Genomic DNA, 14,742 nt, shown 5'->3' on the forward strand with positions numbered 1-14,742 from the left:
GCCCGCGGTCAGTCCTCGCCGTAGAAGACGCGCTCCATGACGGTGCGGGCCCGGCGGGCCGTGCGGAGGTAGTGCTCCTCCAGCTCGGCGCCGGTGTCCACGCCCGGCAGGTCGAGCACGCGCGCGAGGCCGTTGAGCGCGAAGCGGTCGTGCGGCAGCACGTCCACCGTCGTGCCGGTCGTGCGCCCGGACCACAGCACGAGCGCGCTGCGCAGGCGCGACGCGAGGTGCCACGCCTCGCCGAGGGTCGCGGCGTCGTCGGGGTCGACGAGCCCGACGTCGACCGCGGCGTCGAGCGCGTCCACCGTGGACGTGGTCCGCAGCGCGGGGACCTCGTGGGCGTGCTGGAGCTGCAGGAGCTGGACGGTCCACTCGACGTCGGACACTCCCCCGCGCCCGAGCTTGAGGTGCCGCGACGCCTCGACCCCGCGCGGGAGCCGCTCCGCCTCGACCCGGGCCTTGATGCGCCGCACCTCGCGCACGTGCGCGAGGTCGAGACCTCCGGCCGGGTAGCGCCGGTCGTCCACGACGCGCGTGAACGCCTCGCCGAGCCCGGCGACGTCGCCCGCGACGGGCCGCGCGCGCAGCAGCGCCTGCGCCTCCCACACGCTGGACCAGCGCTCGTAGTACTCGGTGTAGGACGCGAGCGAGCGCACGAGCGGGCCGTTGCGCCCCTCGGGCCGCAGGTCGGCGTCCACGGGCAGCGCGGGCTCCGGCCCGACGGCGGACAGCAGCTGCCGCAGCCGCGTCGCCGCGGCGAGCGCGTACGCCTGGGCGGCGTCGCCGGCCGCACCGGGCGCGGGGTCGTGCACGAACATGACGTCGGCGTCCGAGCCGTAGCCCATCTCGCGGCCGCCGAGGCGCCCCATCGCGACGACGAGCAGGCGCGCCGGCGCGGACGACGGGTCCGGCGCGTCGTACCCGAGCTCCTCGCGCGCCACGAACTCCGCGACCCGGAGCGCGCCCGCGAGCACGACGTCCGCCGCGTCGGAGATGCTGCGCGCGGCGTCGACCGGGTCGACGACCCCGAGCAGCTCGGCGGCGCCCGTGCGGGCCAGCTCGCGCCGCCGCACGGCGCGCAGGCTCACCGTGGCCGGCTCGACCTCGTCGGCGCGCGTGAGGATCGCGTCGGTCTCCGCCGCGAGGCGCTCGATGCCGCGCGGGACGAGGTCCGCGTCGCCCGCGAGCCAGCGCACGGACTCGGGCGACCGGCCGAGCGCGTCGGCCATGTAGCGCGAATTCGCCAGGAGGTGCGCGAGCCGCTGGGCCGCGGACCCGGAGTCGCGCAACAGCTGGAGGTACCAGTGCGTCGTGCCGAGCGTCTCGGAGAGCGTGCGGAACGCGAGCAGCCCGGCGTCCGGGTCCGCACCCTCGGCGAACCAGCCGAGCATCACGGGCAGGAGCTGACGCTGGATGGCGGCGCGACGGCTCACGCCCTCGATGAGCGCGGTGACGTGCCGCATGGCACCCGCCGGGTCGCGGTAGCCGATGGCGGCGAAGCGGGCCTTCGCGGCCTCCGGCGCCAGGCTCACCTCGTCCGGCGAGAGCTGCGCGACGACCGGCAGGAGCGGCCGGTAGAAGATCTCCTCGTGCAGGCCGCGCACCTCGCGCCGCGTCGCGCGCCACCGCTCGGTGAGGCCCGCCGCGCCCTCGGTCCGCATGCCGAGCGACCGGGCGAGACGACGCAGCTCGTCGTCGGCCGTCGGGAGCAGGTGCGTGCGCCGGAGCCGGAAGAGCTGGATGCGGTGCTCGAGCGAGCGCAGGAACCGGTAGCAGACGCCGAGCCGCGCCGCGTGCTCGCGCCCCACGTACCCGGCGGCGGCGAGCTCGGCGAGCGCGGTGAGGGTGCTGCGGCTGCGGATCGAGTCGTCGGACCGCCCGTGCACGAGCTGGAGCAGCTGCACGGTGAACTCGACGTCGCGCAGGCCGCCCTTGCCGAGCTTGAGCTGGCGGTCGGCCTCCGCCGCGGGCACGTGCGCCTCGACGCGGCGGCGCATCGCCTGCGAGTCCTCGACGAAGTTCTCGCGACCCGCGGCCGACCACACGAACGGGGCGATCGCCTCCTCGTACGCGCGCCCGAGCTCGCGGTCGCCCGCGACGGTGCGCGCCTTGAGCAGCGCCTGGAACTCCCACGTCTTGGCCCAGCGCTCGTAGTACGCGACGTGGCTCGCGAGCGTGCGCACGAGCGGCCCCTGCTTGCCCTCGGGGCGCAGCGCGGCGTCGACCTGCCACAGGGCGGGCTCGCCGGACGTGCCGGAGCACACGCGCGCGAGGCTCGTCGCGAGGCGCGCCCCCACGGTCGTGGCGTGCTCCTCGTCGTAGCCGTCGGCGGGCTCGACGACGTAGATCACGTCGACGTCGGAGACGTAGTTGAGCTCGCGCGCCCCGCACTTGCCCATGCCGATGACCGCGAGTCGCACCCCCGCGCCGTGGTCGTCGAGCTCCGCGCGCGCGACGGCGAGCGCACCCTCGAGCGCGGCGGCGGCGAGGTCGGCCAGGGCCGCACCGACCGCGGGCATGCGCGTCAGGGGGTCGGTGACGGTGAGGTCGGTCGCCGCGATGCGCAGGATCCGCTCGCGGTAGGCGCGGCGCAGCGCGTCGACCCGCTCGGGCCCCGGCTCGGCCGCGACCGGGACGGCGGCGTCCGGGTCGGCGCCCACGGCGCGCAGCAGCTCCGCCCGCACGTCGCCCGCGGCCACCCCGGTGCCCGGCGCCGGGTCCGCGACGACCTCGAGCAGCGCGGGGCGCCGCACGACGTCGTCGCCGAGCGCGACCGACGCCCCGAGCACCGCGAGCAGCCGGTCGCGGGCCGGGCCGGGCCGCAGGGTGCCGCGCGCGAGGTCCGCGAGCGCACCGCGCGCCTCGACGTCGGGGCGCAGCGCGCCCGCGAGCCGCACGACCTGCAGGAGCGCGAGGTCCGGGTCGGCGGCCTGGCCGAACGCGGCGAGCAGCTCGTCGTCGACGACGCCCGCCGGGTCGGCGGCGCCGGCCTCGGGACCGTCGACGGACCGGGCACCCGGGTCGAGCAGCAGCGCCAGGTCCGGGTCCGCGAGCAGGCCGGCCGAACGCGTGATGTCGGCGAAGCCGAACCGCGCGAGCCGACCCGTGAGCGTGGGCCGGCGGGACCCGCCGGACCGACCGGACGTCGTCGTGGACCCGCTCACAGGACCTGGAGGAACCGCTTCAGCTCGAACGGCGTGACCTGCGCGCGGTACGCGTCCCACTCCTGGCGCTTGTTGCGCAGCACGAAGTCGAACACGTGCTCGCCCAGCGTCTCGGCGACGAGCTCGGAGCCCTCCATGATGCGGATCGCCTCGTCGAGCGACTGCGGGAGCGGCTTGATGCCGAGCGCACGACGCTCCGCGTCGGTGAGCTCCCAGACGTCGTCCTCGGTCTCCTCGGGGAGCTCGTAGCCCTCCTCGATGCCCTTGAGCCCGGCGGCCAGCATGACGGCGAACGCCAGGTACGGGTTGGTGGCCGAGTCCAGCGCGCGGTACTCCACGCGGCTCGAGTTGCCCTTGCCCGGCTTGTACATGGGGACGCGCACGAGCGCGGAGCGGTTGTTGTGGCCCCAGCACACGTAGCTGGGGGCCTCGGCCCCGCCCCACAGGCGCTTGTACGAGTTCACGTACTGGTTCGTGATCGCGGTGATCTCCGCCGCGTGGACGAGCAGGCCCGCGATGAACTGGCGCGCCGTCTTGGACAGCTCGAACTGGGCGCCGGGCTCGTGGAACGCGTTGCGGTCGCCCTCGAAGAGCGACAGGTGCGTGTGCATGCCCGAGCCGGGGTGGTCGGCCATCGGCTTGGGCATGAACGACGCGAACACGCCCTGCTCGAGCGCGACCTCCTTGACGACCGTGCGGAACGTCATGAGGTTGTCGGCCGTCGTCAGCGCGTCGGCGTAGCGCAGGTCGATCTCGTTCTGCCCTGGCCCGGCCTCGTGGTGGGAGAACTCGACCGAGATGCCCATGGACTCGAGCATCGTGATCGCGGCGCGCCGGAAGTCGTGCGTGCTCCCGCGCGCGAGGTGGTCGAAGTACCCGCCCTGGTCGACGGGGACGAGCGGCGACCCGGCGTCCGCCGGCTGGTTGAACAGGTAGAACTCGACCTCGGGGTGCGTGTAGAACGTGAACCCCTTGTCGCTCGCCCGGGCGAGCGCACGCTTGAGGACGTTGCGGCTGTCCGCGAGGGACGGCTCGCCGTCGGGCGTGAGGATGTCGCAGAACATGCGGGCGGTACCGTGCCGCTCGCCGCGCCACGGCAGCACCTGGAACGTGGTCGGGTCCGGCTTGGCGATCATGTCGGCCTCGTACACGCGCGTGAGGCCCTCGATCGAGCTGCCGTCGAACCCGATCCCCTCGGCGAACGCCGACTCCAGCTCCGCCGGCGCGATCGCCACCGACTTGAGCATGCCGAGCACGTCGGTGAACCAGAGCCGGATGAAGCGGATGTCGCGCTCCTCGACCGTGCGGAGCACGAACTCCTGCTGCCTGTCCATGCGGTACATCCTGCCTGATCCGTGTGACGAACGGGTGACACGGTCGTGTCCTGGACGTCGTGCCGCGGGGCAGTTCCCCGGACGAGCCGTCCGCCCTGCTCGTCTAGGGTGGACGCATGGCTGATCTGCGCGTCGCGCTGGCACAGGTCGACACGTGCGTGGGGGACCTCGACGGCAACGCCGCCCTGGTCCTCGAGCGCACCCGGGAGGCCGCGGCCGCGGGCGCGCAGCTCGTCGCCTTCCCGGAGATGACCCTCACCGGCTACCCGATCGAGGACCTCGCGCTGCGGGCGTCGTTCCGGCGCGCGGCGTGGGACGCCGCGGCGGACATCGCGGCGCGGCTCGACGCCGAGGGGCTGGGCGCGGTCACCGTCGTGCTCGGCACCGTGGGAACCTCGGGCGCGCCGCGCGGTGCGGGCGCCGCGGAGCGCGAGGCCTCGGGCTCCCCCGCCGACCTGCCGACCAACCGCGCCGTCGTGCTGCGCGACGGCGCCGTGCAGGCCGCGTACGACAAGCACCACCTGCCCAACTACGGCGTGTTCGACGAGTTCCGCATCTTCGCGCCCGGCGAGACGACGACGGTCGTCGAGGTCCAGGGGCGCCGCGTCGGCATCGCGATCTGCGAGGACATCTGGCAGGACGGCGGCCCCGTCGCGGAGATGGCGACGCTCGACGAGGCGGGCAACGGGCTCGACCTGCTGCTCGTGCTCAACGGGTCGCCGTACGAGGAGGGCAAGGGGCACGTTCGCACCGACCTCGCCGCGCGCCGCGCGCGCGAGGTGAGCGCCCCGGTCGCGTACGTGAACCTCGTGGGCGGCCAGGACGACCTCGTGTTCGACGGCGGCTCGTTCGTCACCGACGCCGCGGGCACGGTGGTCGCCTCGTCGCCGCAGTTCGTGGAGGACCTGCTCGTCTGGGAGCTCCCCGCCGACGGCGCCCCGCGCGGGCCGCGCGCCCCCGAGCTGCACCCGGACGAGGAGGTGTACCGGGCGTGCGTGACGGGCCTCGCGGGCTACGTGCGCAAGAACGGCTTCCGCTCGGTCGTCCTCGGCGTCTCGGGCGGCATCGACTCGGCGCTCACCGCCGCCGTCGCCGCGGACGCGATCGGGGGCGAGAACGTCGTCGGCGTCTCGATGCCGTCGCGGTACTCGTCGGACCACAGCAAGGACGACGCGGCCGACCTCGCGAAGCGGCTCGGCGCGGACTACCGCGTCCAGCCGATCGCGCCCATGGTCGAGGCGTTCCAGGGCGAGCTCGCACTGGAGGGCGTCGCGGAGGAGAACCTCCAGGCGCGCGTGCGCGGCGTGATCCTCATGGCGATCTCCAACCGCGAGGGCCACCTCGTCATCGCGCCCGGCAACAAGTCCGAGCTCGCGACCGGGTACGCCACGATCTACGACGCCGGCAGCATCGGCGGGTTCGCGCCGCTCAAGGACGTCGACAAGTCGCGCGTGTGGCAGCTCGCGCGCTGGCGCAACAACGCCGCGCTCGACCGCGGCGAGATCCCGCCCATCCCGGAGTCGTCGATCACCAAGCCCCCGTCGGCGGAGCTGCGCCCCGGCCAGACCGACCAGGACTCGCTGCCGCCCTACGACCTGCTCGACGAGGTACTCGACGCCTACATCGAGCACGCCGAGGGACGCGCCGAGCTCCTCGCCCGCGGGTTCGACCCCGAGGTCGTCGACAAGGTCGTGACGCTCGTCGACCGCGCCGAGTGGAAGCGCCGCCAGTACCCGCCGGGCCCCAAGGTCACCGCGCTCGCGTTCGGCCGCGACCGCCGTCTGCCGATCACGAACCGCTGGCGCGAGCCGCTCGCCTGACGACGCCGGCACCCCGCGCGTCGTCCGCCCCCTCCCGCACCCAGGAAAGGCCGTCATGTCTGCTCACACCGCCCCCGAGCCCGCCGCGACCGGCGGCACGGGACCGCGCCGCGTCCGCGTGCACCACCTCGCCGAGGCCAAGGCGCGCGGCGAGAAGATCACCATGCTCACCGCCTACGACGCGGTGACCGCGCGCATCTTCGACGACGCGGGGATCGACATGCTGCTCGTCGGCGACTCGATCGGCAACACGATGCACGGGCACGCGTCGACCCTGCCCGTCACGGTCGACGACCTGATCCCCCCGGCCCGCGCCGTCGCGCGCGCCGCGCGCCGCGCGTTCACCGTCGTGGACCTGCCGTTCGGCTCGTACGAGGCGGGCCCCGAGCAGGCGCTCGCCACCGGCGTCCGGTTCCTCAAGGAGACGGGCGTGAGCGCGGTCAAGCTCGAGGGCGGCCGCCGCGTCGCGGCGCAGATCCAGGCGCTCACGGACGCGGGCATCCCCGTCGTCGGGCACCTCGGCTTCACGCCGCAGTCCGAGAACCTGCTCGGCGGCCCGCGCGTCCAGGGGCGGGGCGACGACGCCGCGGAGCGCCTCAGCGAGGACGCGCTCGCCGTGGCCGAGGCGGGCGCCGTCGCGGTCGTGCTCGAGATGGTGCCGGTCGAGGTGGCCGCGCGCGTCACCGAGATCCTGCGCATCCCCACCATCGGCATCGGCGCGGGCGCCGCGTGCGACGGCCAGGTGCTCGTCTGGACCGACATGGCCGGGATGACGGACTGGTCGCCCCGGTTCGCCAAGCGCTACGCCGAGATCGGCGCCGCGCTCGGCCAGGCGGCGGCCGACTACGCCGCCGACGTGCGCGGCGGGACCTTCCCCGACGACGCGCACAGCTTCGCCCGCTGAGCACCCGGTGCGGGCACCGGGTCACCCTGCGCCCGCACCGCCGTCGGCGACCCACGCGGCGACGCCGCTCGCGACGGCGTCCGCGTAGCGCTGGCGCCCCTCCTCCGACTCCATGACCGCGGCCTCGTCGGGGTTGCGCATCTCCCCCAGCTCGAGCATCACGGCCGGCCGCTCGGCGTGGTTGAGCGTCGCCAGGTCGGCGCGCCGCTGGACGGGGCCGTCGTCGGCCGCGACCGACGACGACGGCGCGAACCCGGCCGCCGTCAGCGCGGCCACGAGCTCGTGCGCGAGCGCGACGCTCGGCTCCCCCTGGGCCTCGTCCACGGGCGGGTCGGACACGATCGCGAAGAACCCGTGCGCGCGGCGGTCCTCCGTGCCGTTGGCGTGGAGCGAGACGAGCACGTCCGCGTCGTTCTCCTGCGGGAACCGGCCGCGCGCGTCGACGCACGGTCCCACGCCCGCGTCGTCGGGGCGCGTGAGCACGACGACGGCGCCCAGCTCGGTCAGGCGTCCCGCGAGCCGTCCCGCCACGTCCCACGTGAACGCGTGCTCCGGGTAGCCGGAGTCCGTGGACGTCCCCACGGTGTTGCAGGCCTTGGTGTCGCCACGGCCGTCGGGGACGGGCGCGTTCACGACGAGCGGGTTCGCCCCGTTCCCGCCGTTGTGCCCCGGGTCGACGGCGACCGTCACGCCCGCGAGCGGGGGCGCCGCCCGGTCTCCGTGGCGGTCGGGTCGGGCGACGCCGTCGACGGCGCGGGCTCCGGCGCGACGGGCACGGCCCCGCCCGAGGGGGTGACCGTCGTCGGGTCGGCCCCCGACACGGCGCGGACCTGCAGCGCGACGAGGAACGTCAGCGCGCCCACCGCCAGCCCGGCGAGGAGCAGGCCGAGACGGCCCGACCACACCCGGCGCGGGCCGGGCGGTGGGGCGTGGGTCACTCCTCGCGCTCGCGGCGGTCTTCCTCGTCCCAGGCGTCGGTGCGCTCGCGCGCCGTCTCCAAGGCCTTCTCGGCGGCCTCGCGCGTCGGGTACGGGCCCATGCGGTGCGACCACGACGCGCTCGGGCCGCGGTGCACCTCGCCGGTGCGCGTGTCGTAGTAGTACCCGTCCGCGGCCGCGGGCTCGCCGTCGTCGCTGAAGCGTGATCCGGTGCTCATGCCTCGATCCTCCCCCATCCCGGCCCGGCCGGCCGCCCACGGCGCCCGCGCGTTCGTAGACTGGCGGCCATGAGCACCGCCCCCGTCCCGCCCGACGCCGCCGCTCCCCCACGCCCCGGGCGCCGTGGTCCCCTGACGCCGGGCGTCGTGGGGCCGCAGCGGCAGGTCCCGACGACGATCGAGCGCCCCGAGTACGTGGGTCGGCCGGGACCGCGACCCTTCGAGGGGAGCGAGGTCAACGACCCCGCGACCGTCGAGCGCATCCGGGTCGCCTCGCGCGTCGCGGCGCAGGCGCTCGTCGAGGTCGGGCGCCACGTCGCCCCCGGCGTCACGACGGACGAGCTCGACCGCGTGGGCCACGAGTTCCTCCTCGACCACGGCGCCTACCCGTCGACGCTCGGCTACCGCGGGTTCCCCAAGTCGCTGTGCACCTCGCTCAACGAGGTCGTGTGCCACGGCATCCCGGACTCCACCGAGCTCGTCGAGGGCGACATCGTCAACGTCGACATCACCGCCTACGTGGGCGGCGTGCACGGCGACACGAACGCCACCTTCACCGTCGGGGAGGTGGACCCGGAGTCGGCGCTGCTCGTCGAGCGCACGCGCGAGGCGCTCGCCCGCGGCATCAAGGCCGTCGCGCCCGGCCGCCAGATCAACGTCGTCGGTCGTGTCATCGAGCGCTACGCCGCCCGCTTCGGGTACGGGGTCGTGCGCGAGTACACGGGCCACGGCGTGGGGCGCGCGTTCCACTCGGGGCTCGTCGTGCCGCACTACGACGCGGCGCCCGACCACGCGACCGTGATCGAGCCTGGGATGGTCTTCACCATCGAGCCCATGCTGACGCTCGGCACGTCCGAGTGGCGGATGTGGGACGACGGGTGGACGGTAGTCACCGCGGACGCCTCGCGGACCGCGCAGTTCGAGCACACGCTGCTGGTGACCGACGACGGAGCGGAGATCCTCACACTGCCATGAACGCCCACCAGGACTCGCACGCCGCACCCCCCGCGGACCGTCCGCGCCCCCGCACCGCCTTCGGCATCGACGTCGGCGGCAGCGGCATCAAGGGCGCCCCGGTCGACCTCGCCACGGGCGAGTTCGCGCAGGAGCGGCACCGCATCCCCACCCCCCAGCCGTCGACGCCGCAGGCCGTCGCGGAGGTGATCGCCGAGCTCGTGGGCGCCTACGACCTCCCGCAGGACGTGCCGATCGGCGTCGCGTTCCCCGCCCCGCTCCAGCACGGCGTCGTGCGGTTCATCGCCAACCTCGACAAGTCGTGGACGGGCGTCGACCTCCCGGCGCTCGTCGCGCGCGAGACGGGACGGCACGTCGTCGCCGTCAACGACGCCGACGCCGCGGGCGTGGGCGAGGTGCGCTACGGCGCGGCGCGCGACGCGGACGGCGTCGTGCTCGTCGCGACGCTCGGCACCGGCATCGGCAGCGCGATCCTCGTGGAGGGCCACCTGCTCCCCAACACGGAGCTCGGCCACCTGGAGATCGACGGGTACGACGCCGAGACGCGGGCCTCCGACGCCGCGCGCGACCGCGAGGACCTCGACTGGGCGCAGTGGGCCGAGCGGCTCCAGCGCTACTTCGGGGTCGTCGAGGACCTGTTCTCGCCCGACCTCATCGTCGTGGGCGGCGGCGTGAGCAAGAAGCACGAGCACTTCCTGCCGCTGCTGCACCTGCGGGCGCCGATCGTGCCCGCCCAGCTGCGCAACGCGGCCGGGATCGTGGGCGCCGCGTCGCTCGCGGCCGACGCCGTCTGACGATCGTGCCCACGGTCCGAGCCCGGTCCCGGGGGGCCGGGCTCGCCGGGGCCCTCAGGCCGGGCTGACCTCGTGGTGCTCGGTGCCGAAGATCTCGATGACGCCGAGCATCTCCAGGACGTCGGTGACGACCGTCGGCGGGTTGCGCAGCGTCACGGACAGCCCCTCCTCGGAGCCGATCGTGTAGAACTGCACGAGGAACGCGATGCCCGTCGAGTCCATGAACGTCACCTTGGACGTGTCGATGACCACGGGTACGTCGCGTTCGAGAGCGTTGGCGAGCGCGGCGCTCGCCTCGCTGCGCAGGGCGACGTCGATCTCGCCCCACATGTCCACGACGCTCGCGTCGCGTTCTTCGAGCAGCCGGATGCCGCCCGTCCCTGCCCCGGTGTCGCTGCGTTCGAGCTCCTGTACCAACACTGCCCCGCCCTTCGTCCCGCCTTGCCTCGCCCACCCCGACGAGTGCCGCGCCTCCTGCCCGACGCCCCGACCTGTCGGCCCCTGCTCTCGTACGTCGTCGGGCGACAGCAGGACTCCGGCGTGGTCGGTCGTCGCCAGAGTACCCCACGGATAGCGGCGGCTGGTAGGCCTCTGGCGAAGACTTTACCCAGACCCCCGTGGGCGGCCGTTCACCCGGGCGATGGTTGAGGATTCATTCAACAACTGGACGGCTGTCCAGACGACGACGGCCGCCACGGACCCGGTCGCGGGTCGACGTGACGGCCGTCGTGGCGGGCGCCGGACCTCAGCCGGTGTTCTGCAGGCCGGCCGCGACCCCGTTGACGGTGAGCAGCAGCAGGTGCTGGAGCTCGTCCTTGACAGGGCCCTCCGCGCCGGAGCGCAGGCCGCGCAGCGCGCGGACCTGGAGCAGCGAGAGCGCGTCGACGTACGGGCTGCGGAGCTGGACCGCACGGCCCAGCACGCGCCGGCCGGCGAGCGGCCACGCGTTCTCCGTCACCGCGAGGACCTGCTCGCGCGTGAGGCGCAGCTCGTCGAGGATCGCCTGCGCGAGGTCGTCGCGGTCCCCGAGCGCGAGGTACCGCTCGGCGATGCGCTCGTCCGTCTTGGCGAGCGACATCTCGACGTTGTCCAGCAGCGTCGCGAAGAGCGGCCACTCGCGGTGCGCCTCGCGCAGCAGCTCGAGGTCGCCGAAGTCGCGCAGCGCCGTGCCGAGCCCGTACCAGCCCGCGAGGTTGATGCGCGCCTGCGACCAGGAGAACACCCACGGGATCGCGCGCAGGTCGTCGAGGGACGAGACCGACAGGCCGCGACGTGCCGGGCGGGAGCCGATCGGCAGGAGGCCGACCTCCTCGAGCGGGGTCACCTGCGAGAACCACTGCGGGAACCCGTCCGCGCGCACGAGCTCGTGGAACCGGCGGCGCGACGATTCGTCGAGCGCGGCCGCGAGGTCGCGGTAGCGCTCGGTCGCCTCGGCGTTGCGCTTCTCCGTCGACGGCGCCGACGCGAGCAGCGTCGCCGCGGCGACCTGCTCGATGTGGCGCGACGCGATCGTCGGGTCGCCGTAGCGCGCGAGGATGACCTCGCCCTGCTCGGTGAGCTTGAAGCGGCCGTCGACCGAGCCCGGGGGCTGGGCGAGCACGGCACGGTTCGCCGGGCCGCCGCCGCGGCCGAGGGCGCCGCCGCGGCCGTGGAACAGCGTGAGCGTGATGTCGTGGCGCTCGGCCCACTGCGCGATGCGGCTCTGCGCGTCGTGCAGGGCGAGGGTCGCGGACACCGGGCCGACGTCCTTCGACGAGTCCGAGTAGCCGAGCATGACCTCGACGCGGCGCCCGTTCTCGGCGAGCCGACGCTGCACCTGCGGCAGCGTGAGCATGGACTCGAGGATGTCGACGCTCGCCCGGAGGTCGGCGAAGGTCTCGAACAGCGGGATCGCGTCGACCACGGGCGCCTCGTCGGAGCCCTCGAACGCGAGCTCCGCGAGCTCGTACACCGCCGCCAGGTGCTCCGGCTTCTGCGTGAACGACACGATGTAGCGGCGTGCGGCACGGATGCCGTAACGCTGCTGGACCGCGCCGAGCGCGCGGAACGTGTCCAGCACCTCGCGCGTGCGGTCGGAGAGGTCGCCGTGCAGGCCCTTCTCCGCGATCTCGGCGAGCGCCCCCTCGTGGACCTGGGAGTGCTGGCGCACCTCGAGCTCCGCGAGGTGGAACCCGAACGTCTCGACCTGCCACACGAGCTGCTGCAGGTCCCCGTACGCCGCGCGGGGCGCGCCCGCCGCGACGAGCGACTCCTGGACGACGCGCAGGTCGGACTCGAGCTGCTCGGCGTTCGGGTAGGCGAGGTCGGCGTTGCGGGCCCGCGTCGCGGCGATGCGGTCCGCGACGACGAGCAGGACCGCACGGTGCGGCTCGCGCGGCGACGCCTCCGACGCGGCGACGGTGACCGCCTCCGAGAGCCGGCGCTGGCGCTCCCACAGGGCGCGCAGGCCGTCCGACGGCGGCGTGCCGTCCTGGTCGAGCGTGAGCTTGCGCCCGACGGCGCGCGCCTGCTGCTCGAGCGCCGCGAGCGCGTGGTCGGCGGCGATCGCCGCGGCCTGGCGCGTGACGTCGGCCGTGACGTTCGGGTTGCCGTCGCGGTCGCCGCCGATCCACGTGCCCAGGCTGACGAACGGCCGCACGAGCGGCTCCTCGCGCCCCGCCTCGTCGCCCAGCAGCCAGTCGTCCAGGCGGCGGTAGACGGTGGGGAACGTGTCGAACATCGTCGCGTCGAACACGCCGAGCGCCGTCTTCACCTCGTCGAGGACCGACGGCTTGTGCTCGCGGATGGGGGCGGTGCGCCACATCGTGTCGATCTCGGCGAGGAGACGACGCTCGTTCTCCGCGAGCGACGTGCCGCCGAGGCGCTGCGCGTCCCGCTCGTCGAGGAGCGTCGCGATGCGCCGCACCGCGCCGGAGACCGCACGACGGCGCGCCTCCGTGGGGTGCGCGGTGAGCACGGGGCGGAACTCGAGGCGACGCAGCCGGCGCAGCGCCTCCTCGCGTCCGACCTCGCCGACGAGCTGCTCGAACGCCTCGGGCAGCGAGTCGTCGGGCGTCGTGGCGCGGGTCGCGAACTCCGCCTCGCGCTCGCGCAGGACGCGCACGCGGTGGTACTCCTCCGCGAGGTTCGCGAGGTGGAAGTAGCAGGTGAAGGCCCGGGCGACCTGCTCGGCGCGCGCCATGGACAGGCCCTCGACGAGCGCCTCGGCCTCGGCGAGCACCGCGCCCGACCGGTCGTCGTACGCGCGGATCGAGAGCTCGCGGAGCCGCTCGACGTCGTCGAGCAGGTCCTGGCCGCCCGTCTCGCGCAGCACGGTGCCCAGCAGGCCGCCGAGCAGGCGGACGTCGTCGCGCAGCGGGCCCGGGACGTCGTGGCGCGCGAGGCCGCGCCCGGCGTGCCCGGTGTCGTCGGGGAGGTCGGAGACGTCGGCGGAGACCCGGTCGGGGCCGTCGGCAGCACCCGGGGACGGGGACAGTTCCGAAGGGGAGAGGTCGTTCACGGTGACGAGAGTATTCCTTGACCGTCAGGGGACGTCGAGACGTCCGAGGGGTGATCGCTGGTCGAGCACGGGTCGGCCCGGGGTCGTGGGGCGCAGCCCGGGCGCACCGCAGGAGGTCAGCGGCGCGCGCCGACCCGCACCGCGTCGAACGGCGCGTTCGAGGCCACGCGGTCCTCGATGGAGGCGGTGACGACGTCCTTGGCGACGCGCGCGGCGTCGAGCACCGAGGCGCCCTTCGCGAGCTCCGCGGTGATCGCGGCGGCGAACGTGCAGCCGGCCCCGCTCACGCGCTCCTCGCCGATCTTCGGGGTGCGCAGCACGTGCACCTCGTCGCCGTCGACCAGGACGTCGACCGCGTCGGGACCGGGGAGCTCGACGCCGCCCTTCGCGACGACGGCGCGCGGGCCGAGCGCCTGGACCTTGCGCGCCGCCTCGACCAGCTCCTCGACCGTCTCGATCGACTCGACGCCCGCGAGCGTGCGCGTCTCGAAGAGGTTGGGCGTGACGACGGTCGCGAGCGGGAGGACCTGCGCGCGCAGCGCCGTGTCGGTGTCGAGGGCGGCACCGGGCTCCTGGCCCTTGCAGATGAGGACCGGGTCGAGCACGACGTGCTCCCACGTGCGCGAGCGCAGCGACTCGGCGACGACGTCGATCGTCGCGGGCGTGCCGAGCATGCCGATCTTCACGACCGAGGGCTCGTGCGTGACCGTCGCCGCCTCGAACTGGTCGGCGATCACCTGCGGGTCCACGGGGACGAAGCGGTGGCCCCAGTCGTTCTTCGGGTCGAACGAGACGATGCACGTGAGCGTGCCGACGCCGTAGGCACCGAGCTCCTGGAACGTCTTCAGGTCGGCCTGGATGCCGGCGCCGCCGGTGGCCTCGGAACCGGCGATGACGTAGGCGAGCGGAGGCGTGTGCGAGTCGTGGTGCGACATGGTGCTCCTCGGCACGAGTAGGACGGGGCCCGTCCTCCCGGTGGTCCCGGGAGAGGCGGGCGGACGCGCCGGCGGACCGGCGGCTCCGCGGCGGGTGCGGCACGACAGCCTAACTCCGCACCGCGTCTCTCACGCCGTCCCGCCGCCCCGCGGGCGCCGCG

Annotated in this window: 12 protein-coding genes; 4 read left to right on the top strand and 8 right to left on the bottom strand. The window is 74.6% G+C overall.

Going from position 1 to position 14,742, the window contains the following annotated elements:
* Positions 1-8: 8 nt before the first annotated feature.
* Together GWJ10_RS08680 and glnA are read right to left on the bottom strand one after the other, a co-directional pair.
* Positions 9-3,164, bottom strand: a complete 3,156-nt coding sequence (locus GWJ10_RS08680; RefSeq protein WP_163186901.1) for a bifunctional [glutamine synthetase] adenylyltransferase/[glutamine synthetase]-adenylyl-L-tyrosine phosphorylase — start codon at positions 3,162-3,164, stop codon at positions 9-11.
* Positions 3,161-4,498, bottom strand: a complete 1,338-nt coding sequence (glnA, locus tag GWJ10_RS08685; RefSeq protein ID WP_021483141.1) for a type I glutamate--ammonia ligase — start codon at positions 4,496-4,498, stop codon at positions 3,161-3,163. The genes GWJ10_RS08680 and glnA overlap by 4 nt, the downstream gene beginning before the upstream one ends.
* Positions 4,499-4,614: 116 nt before the next feature.
* On the opposite strand from glnA, the gene GWJ10_RS08690 reads away from it, so the two are divergent.
* Both GWJ10_RS08690 and panB read left to right on the top strand, forming a co-directional pair.
* Positions 4,615-6,318 carry an NAD+ synthase gene (locus GWJ10_RS08690; protein ID WP_061268588.1) on the top strand — a complete coding sequence of 568 codons (1,704 nt, stop codon included), beginning with the start codon at positions 4,615-4,617 and terminating at the stop codon, positions 6,316-6,318.
* A 55-nt stretch (positions 6,319-6,373) separates the two neighbouring features.
* Positions 6,374-7,222 (top strand): 3-methyl-2-oxobutanoate hydroxymethyltransferase, encoded by an 849-nt coding sequence (panB, locus tag GWJ10_RS08695; protein ID WP_076405463.1) that lies wholly within the window; start codon positions 6,374-6,376, stop codon positions 7,220-7,222.
* Between the two features lie 21 nt (positions 7,223-7,243).
* Here the strand turns inward: panB and GWJ10_RS08700 are convergent, their stop codons facing one another.
* From GWJ10_RS08700 to GWJ10_RS08710, 3 genes are read right to left on the bottom strand one after another with little or no spacing between them, the layout of a single operon-like run.
* The gene (locus GWJ10_RS08700; protein WP_163186903.1) at positions 7,244-7,912 is read right to left on the bottom strand and encodes an N-acetylmuramoyl-L-alanine amidase; all 669 of its coding nucleotides are present in this window, start codon (positions 7,910-7,912) and stop codon (positions 7,244-7,246) included.
* Positions 7,909-8,160: a hypothetical protein gene (locus GWJ10_RS08705; protein WP_163186905.1), complete on the bottom strand. Its 252-nt coding sequence runs from the start codon at positions 8,158-8,160 to the stop codon at positions 7,909-7,911. The genes GWJ10_RS08700 and GWJ10_RS08705 overlap by 4 nt, the downstream gene beginning before the upstream one ends.
* Positions 8,157-8,378 carry a hypothetical protein gene (locus GWJ10_RS08710; RefSeq protein WP_043653514.1) on the bottom strand — a complete coding sequence of 74 codons (222 nt, stop codon included), beginning with the start codon at positions 8,376-8,378 and terminating at the stop codon, positions 8,157-8,159. The genes GWJ10_RS08705 and GWJ10_RS08710 overlap by 4 nt, the downstream gene beginning before the upstream one ends.
* A gap of 69 nt (positions 8,379-8,447) precedes the next feature.
* On the opposite strand from GWJ10_RS08710, the gene map reads away from it, so the two are divergent.
* Together map and ppgK are read left to right on the top strand one after the other, a co-directional pair.
* The gene (gene map, locus GWJ10_RS08715; protein ID WP_114552959.1) at positions 8,448-9,353 is read left to right on the top strand and encodes a type I methionyl aminopeptidase; all 906 of its coding nucleotides are present in this window, start codon (positions 8,448-8,450) and stop codon (positions 9,351-9,353) included.
* A complete protein-coding gene (ppgK, locus tag GWJ10_RS08720) occupies positions 9,350-10,147 on the top strand; it encodes a polyphosphate--glucose phosphotransferase (RefSeq protein ID WP_021482429.1) in 798 nt (265 codons plus the stop codon). The genes map and ppgK overlap by 4 nt, the downstream gene beginning before the upstream one ends.
* Before the next feature lie 54 nt (positions 10,148-10,201).
* Here the strand turns inward: ppgK and GWJ10_RS08725 are convergent, their stop codons facing one another.
* From GWJ10_RS08725 to thiD, 3 genes are all read right to left on the bottom strand, one after another.
* Positions 10,202-10,567, bottom strand: coding sequence for an STAS domain-containing protein (locus GWJ10_RS08725; protein WP_021482430.1), 366 nt, complete (start codon positions 10,565-10,567; stop codon positions 10,202-10,204).
* Between the two features lie 325 nt (positions 10,568-10,892).
* On the bottom strand, positions 10,893-13,502 hold the full coding sequence (locus GWJ10_RS08730) for a phosphoenolpyruvate carboxylase (RefSeq protein ID WP_228485421.1): 2,610 nt from the start codon (positions 13,500-13,502) through the stop codon (positions 10,893-10,895).
* Between the two features lie 260 nt (positions 13,503-13,762).
* Positions 13,763-14,581 (bottom strand): bifunctional hydroxymethylpyrimidine kinase/phosphomethylpyrimidine kinase, encoded by an 819-nt coding sequence (thiD, locus tag GWJ10_RS08735; protein WP_021483778.1) that lies wholly within the window; start codon positions 14,579-14,581, stop codon positions 13,763-13,765.
* Between the last annotated feature and the right edge of the window lie 161 nt (positions 14,582-14,742).

Origin of the sequence: Cellulosimicrobium sp. SL-1 (genome assembly GCF_011033075.1) — a bacterium.
In the GTDB taxonomy this organism is placed as follows: domain Bacteria; phylum Actinomycetota; class Actinomycetes; order Actinomycetales; family Cellulomonadaceae; genus Cellulosimicrobium; species Cellulosimicrobium funkei.

What these genes read in the sequence shown, in the direction of transcription:
- map (WP_114552959.1), top strand. Translation starts at nt 8,448, where the DNA reads ATGAGCACCGCCCCCGTCCCGCCCGACGCCGCCGCTCCCCCACGCCCC.
- glnA (WP_021483141.1), bottom strand. Translation starts at nt 4,498, where the DNA reads ATGGACAGGCAGCAGGAGTTCGTGCTCCGCACGGTCGAGGAGCGCGAC.
- GWJ10_RS08690 (WP_061268588.1), top strand. Translation starts at nt 4,615, where the DNA reads ATGGCTGATCTGCGCGTCGCGCTGGCACAGGTCGACACGTGCGTGGGG.
- thiD (WP_021483778.1), bottom strand. Translation starts at nt 14,581, where the DNA reads ATGTCGCACCACGACTCGCACACGCCTCCGCTCGCCTACGTCATCGCC.
- ppgK (WP_021482429.1), top strand. Translation starts at nt 9,350, where the DNA reads ATGAACGCCCACCAGGACTCGCACGCCGCACCCCCCGCGGACCGTCCG.
- panB (WP_076405463.1), top strand. Translation starts at nt 6,374, where the DNA reads ATGTCTGCTCACACCGCCCCCGAGCCCGCCGCGACCGGCGGCACGGGA.
- GWJ10_RS08710 (WP_043653514.1), bottom strand. Translation starts at nt 8,378, where the DNA reads ATGAGCACCGGATCACGCTTCAGCGACGACGGCGAGCCCGCGGCCGCG.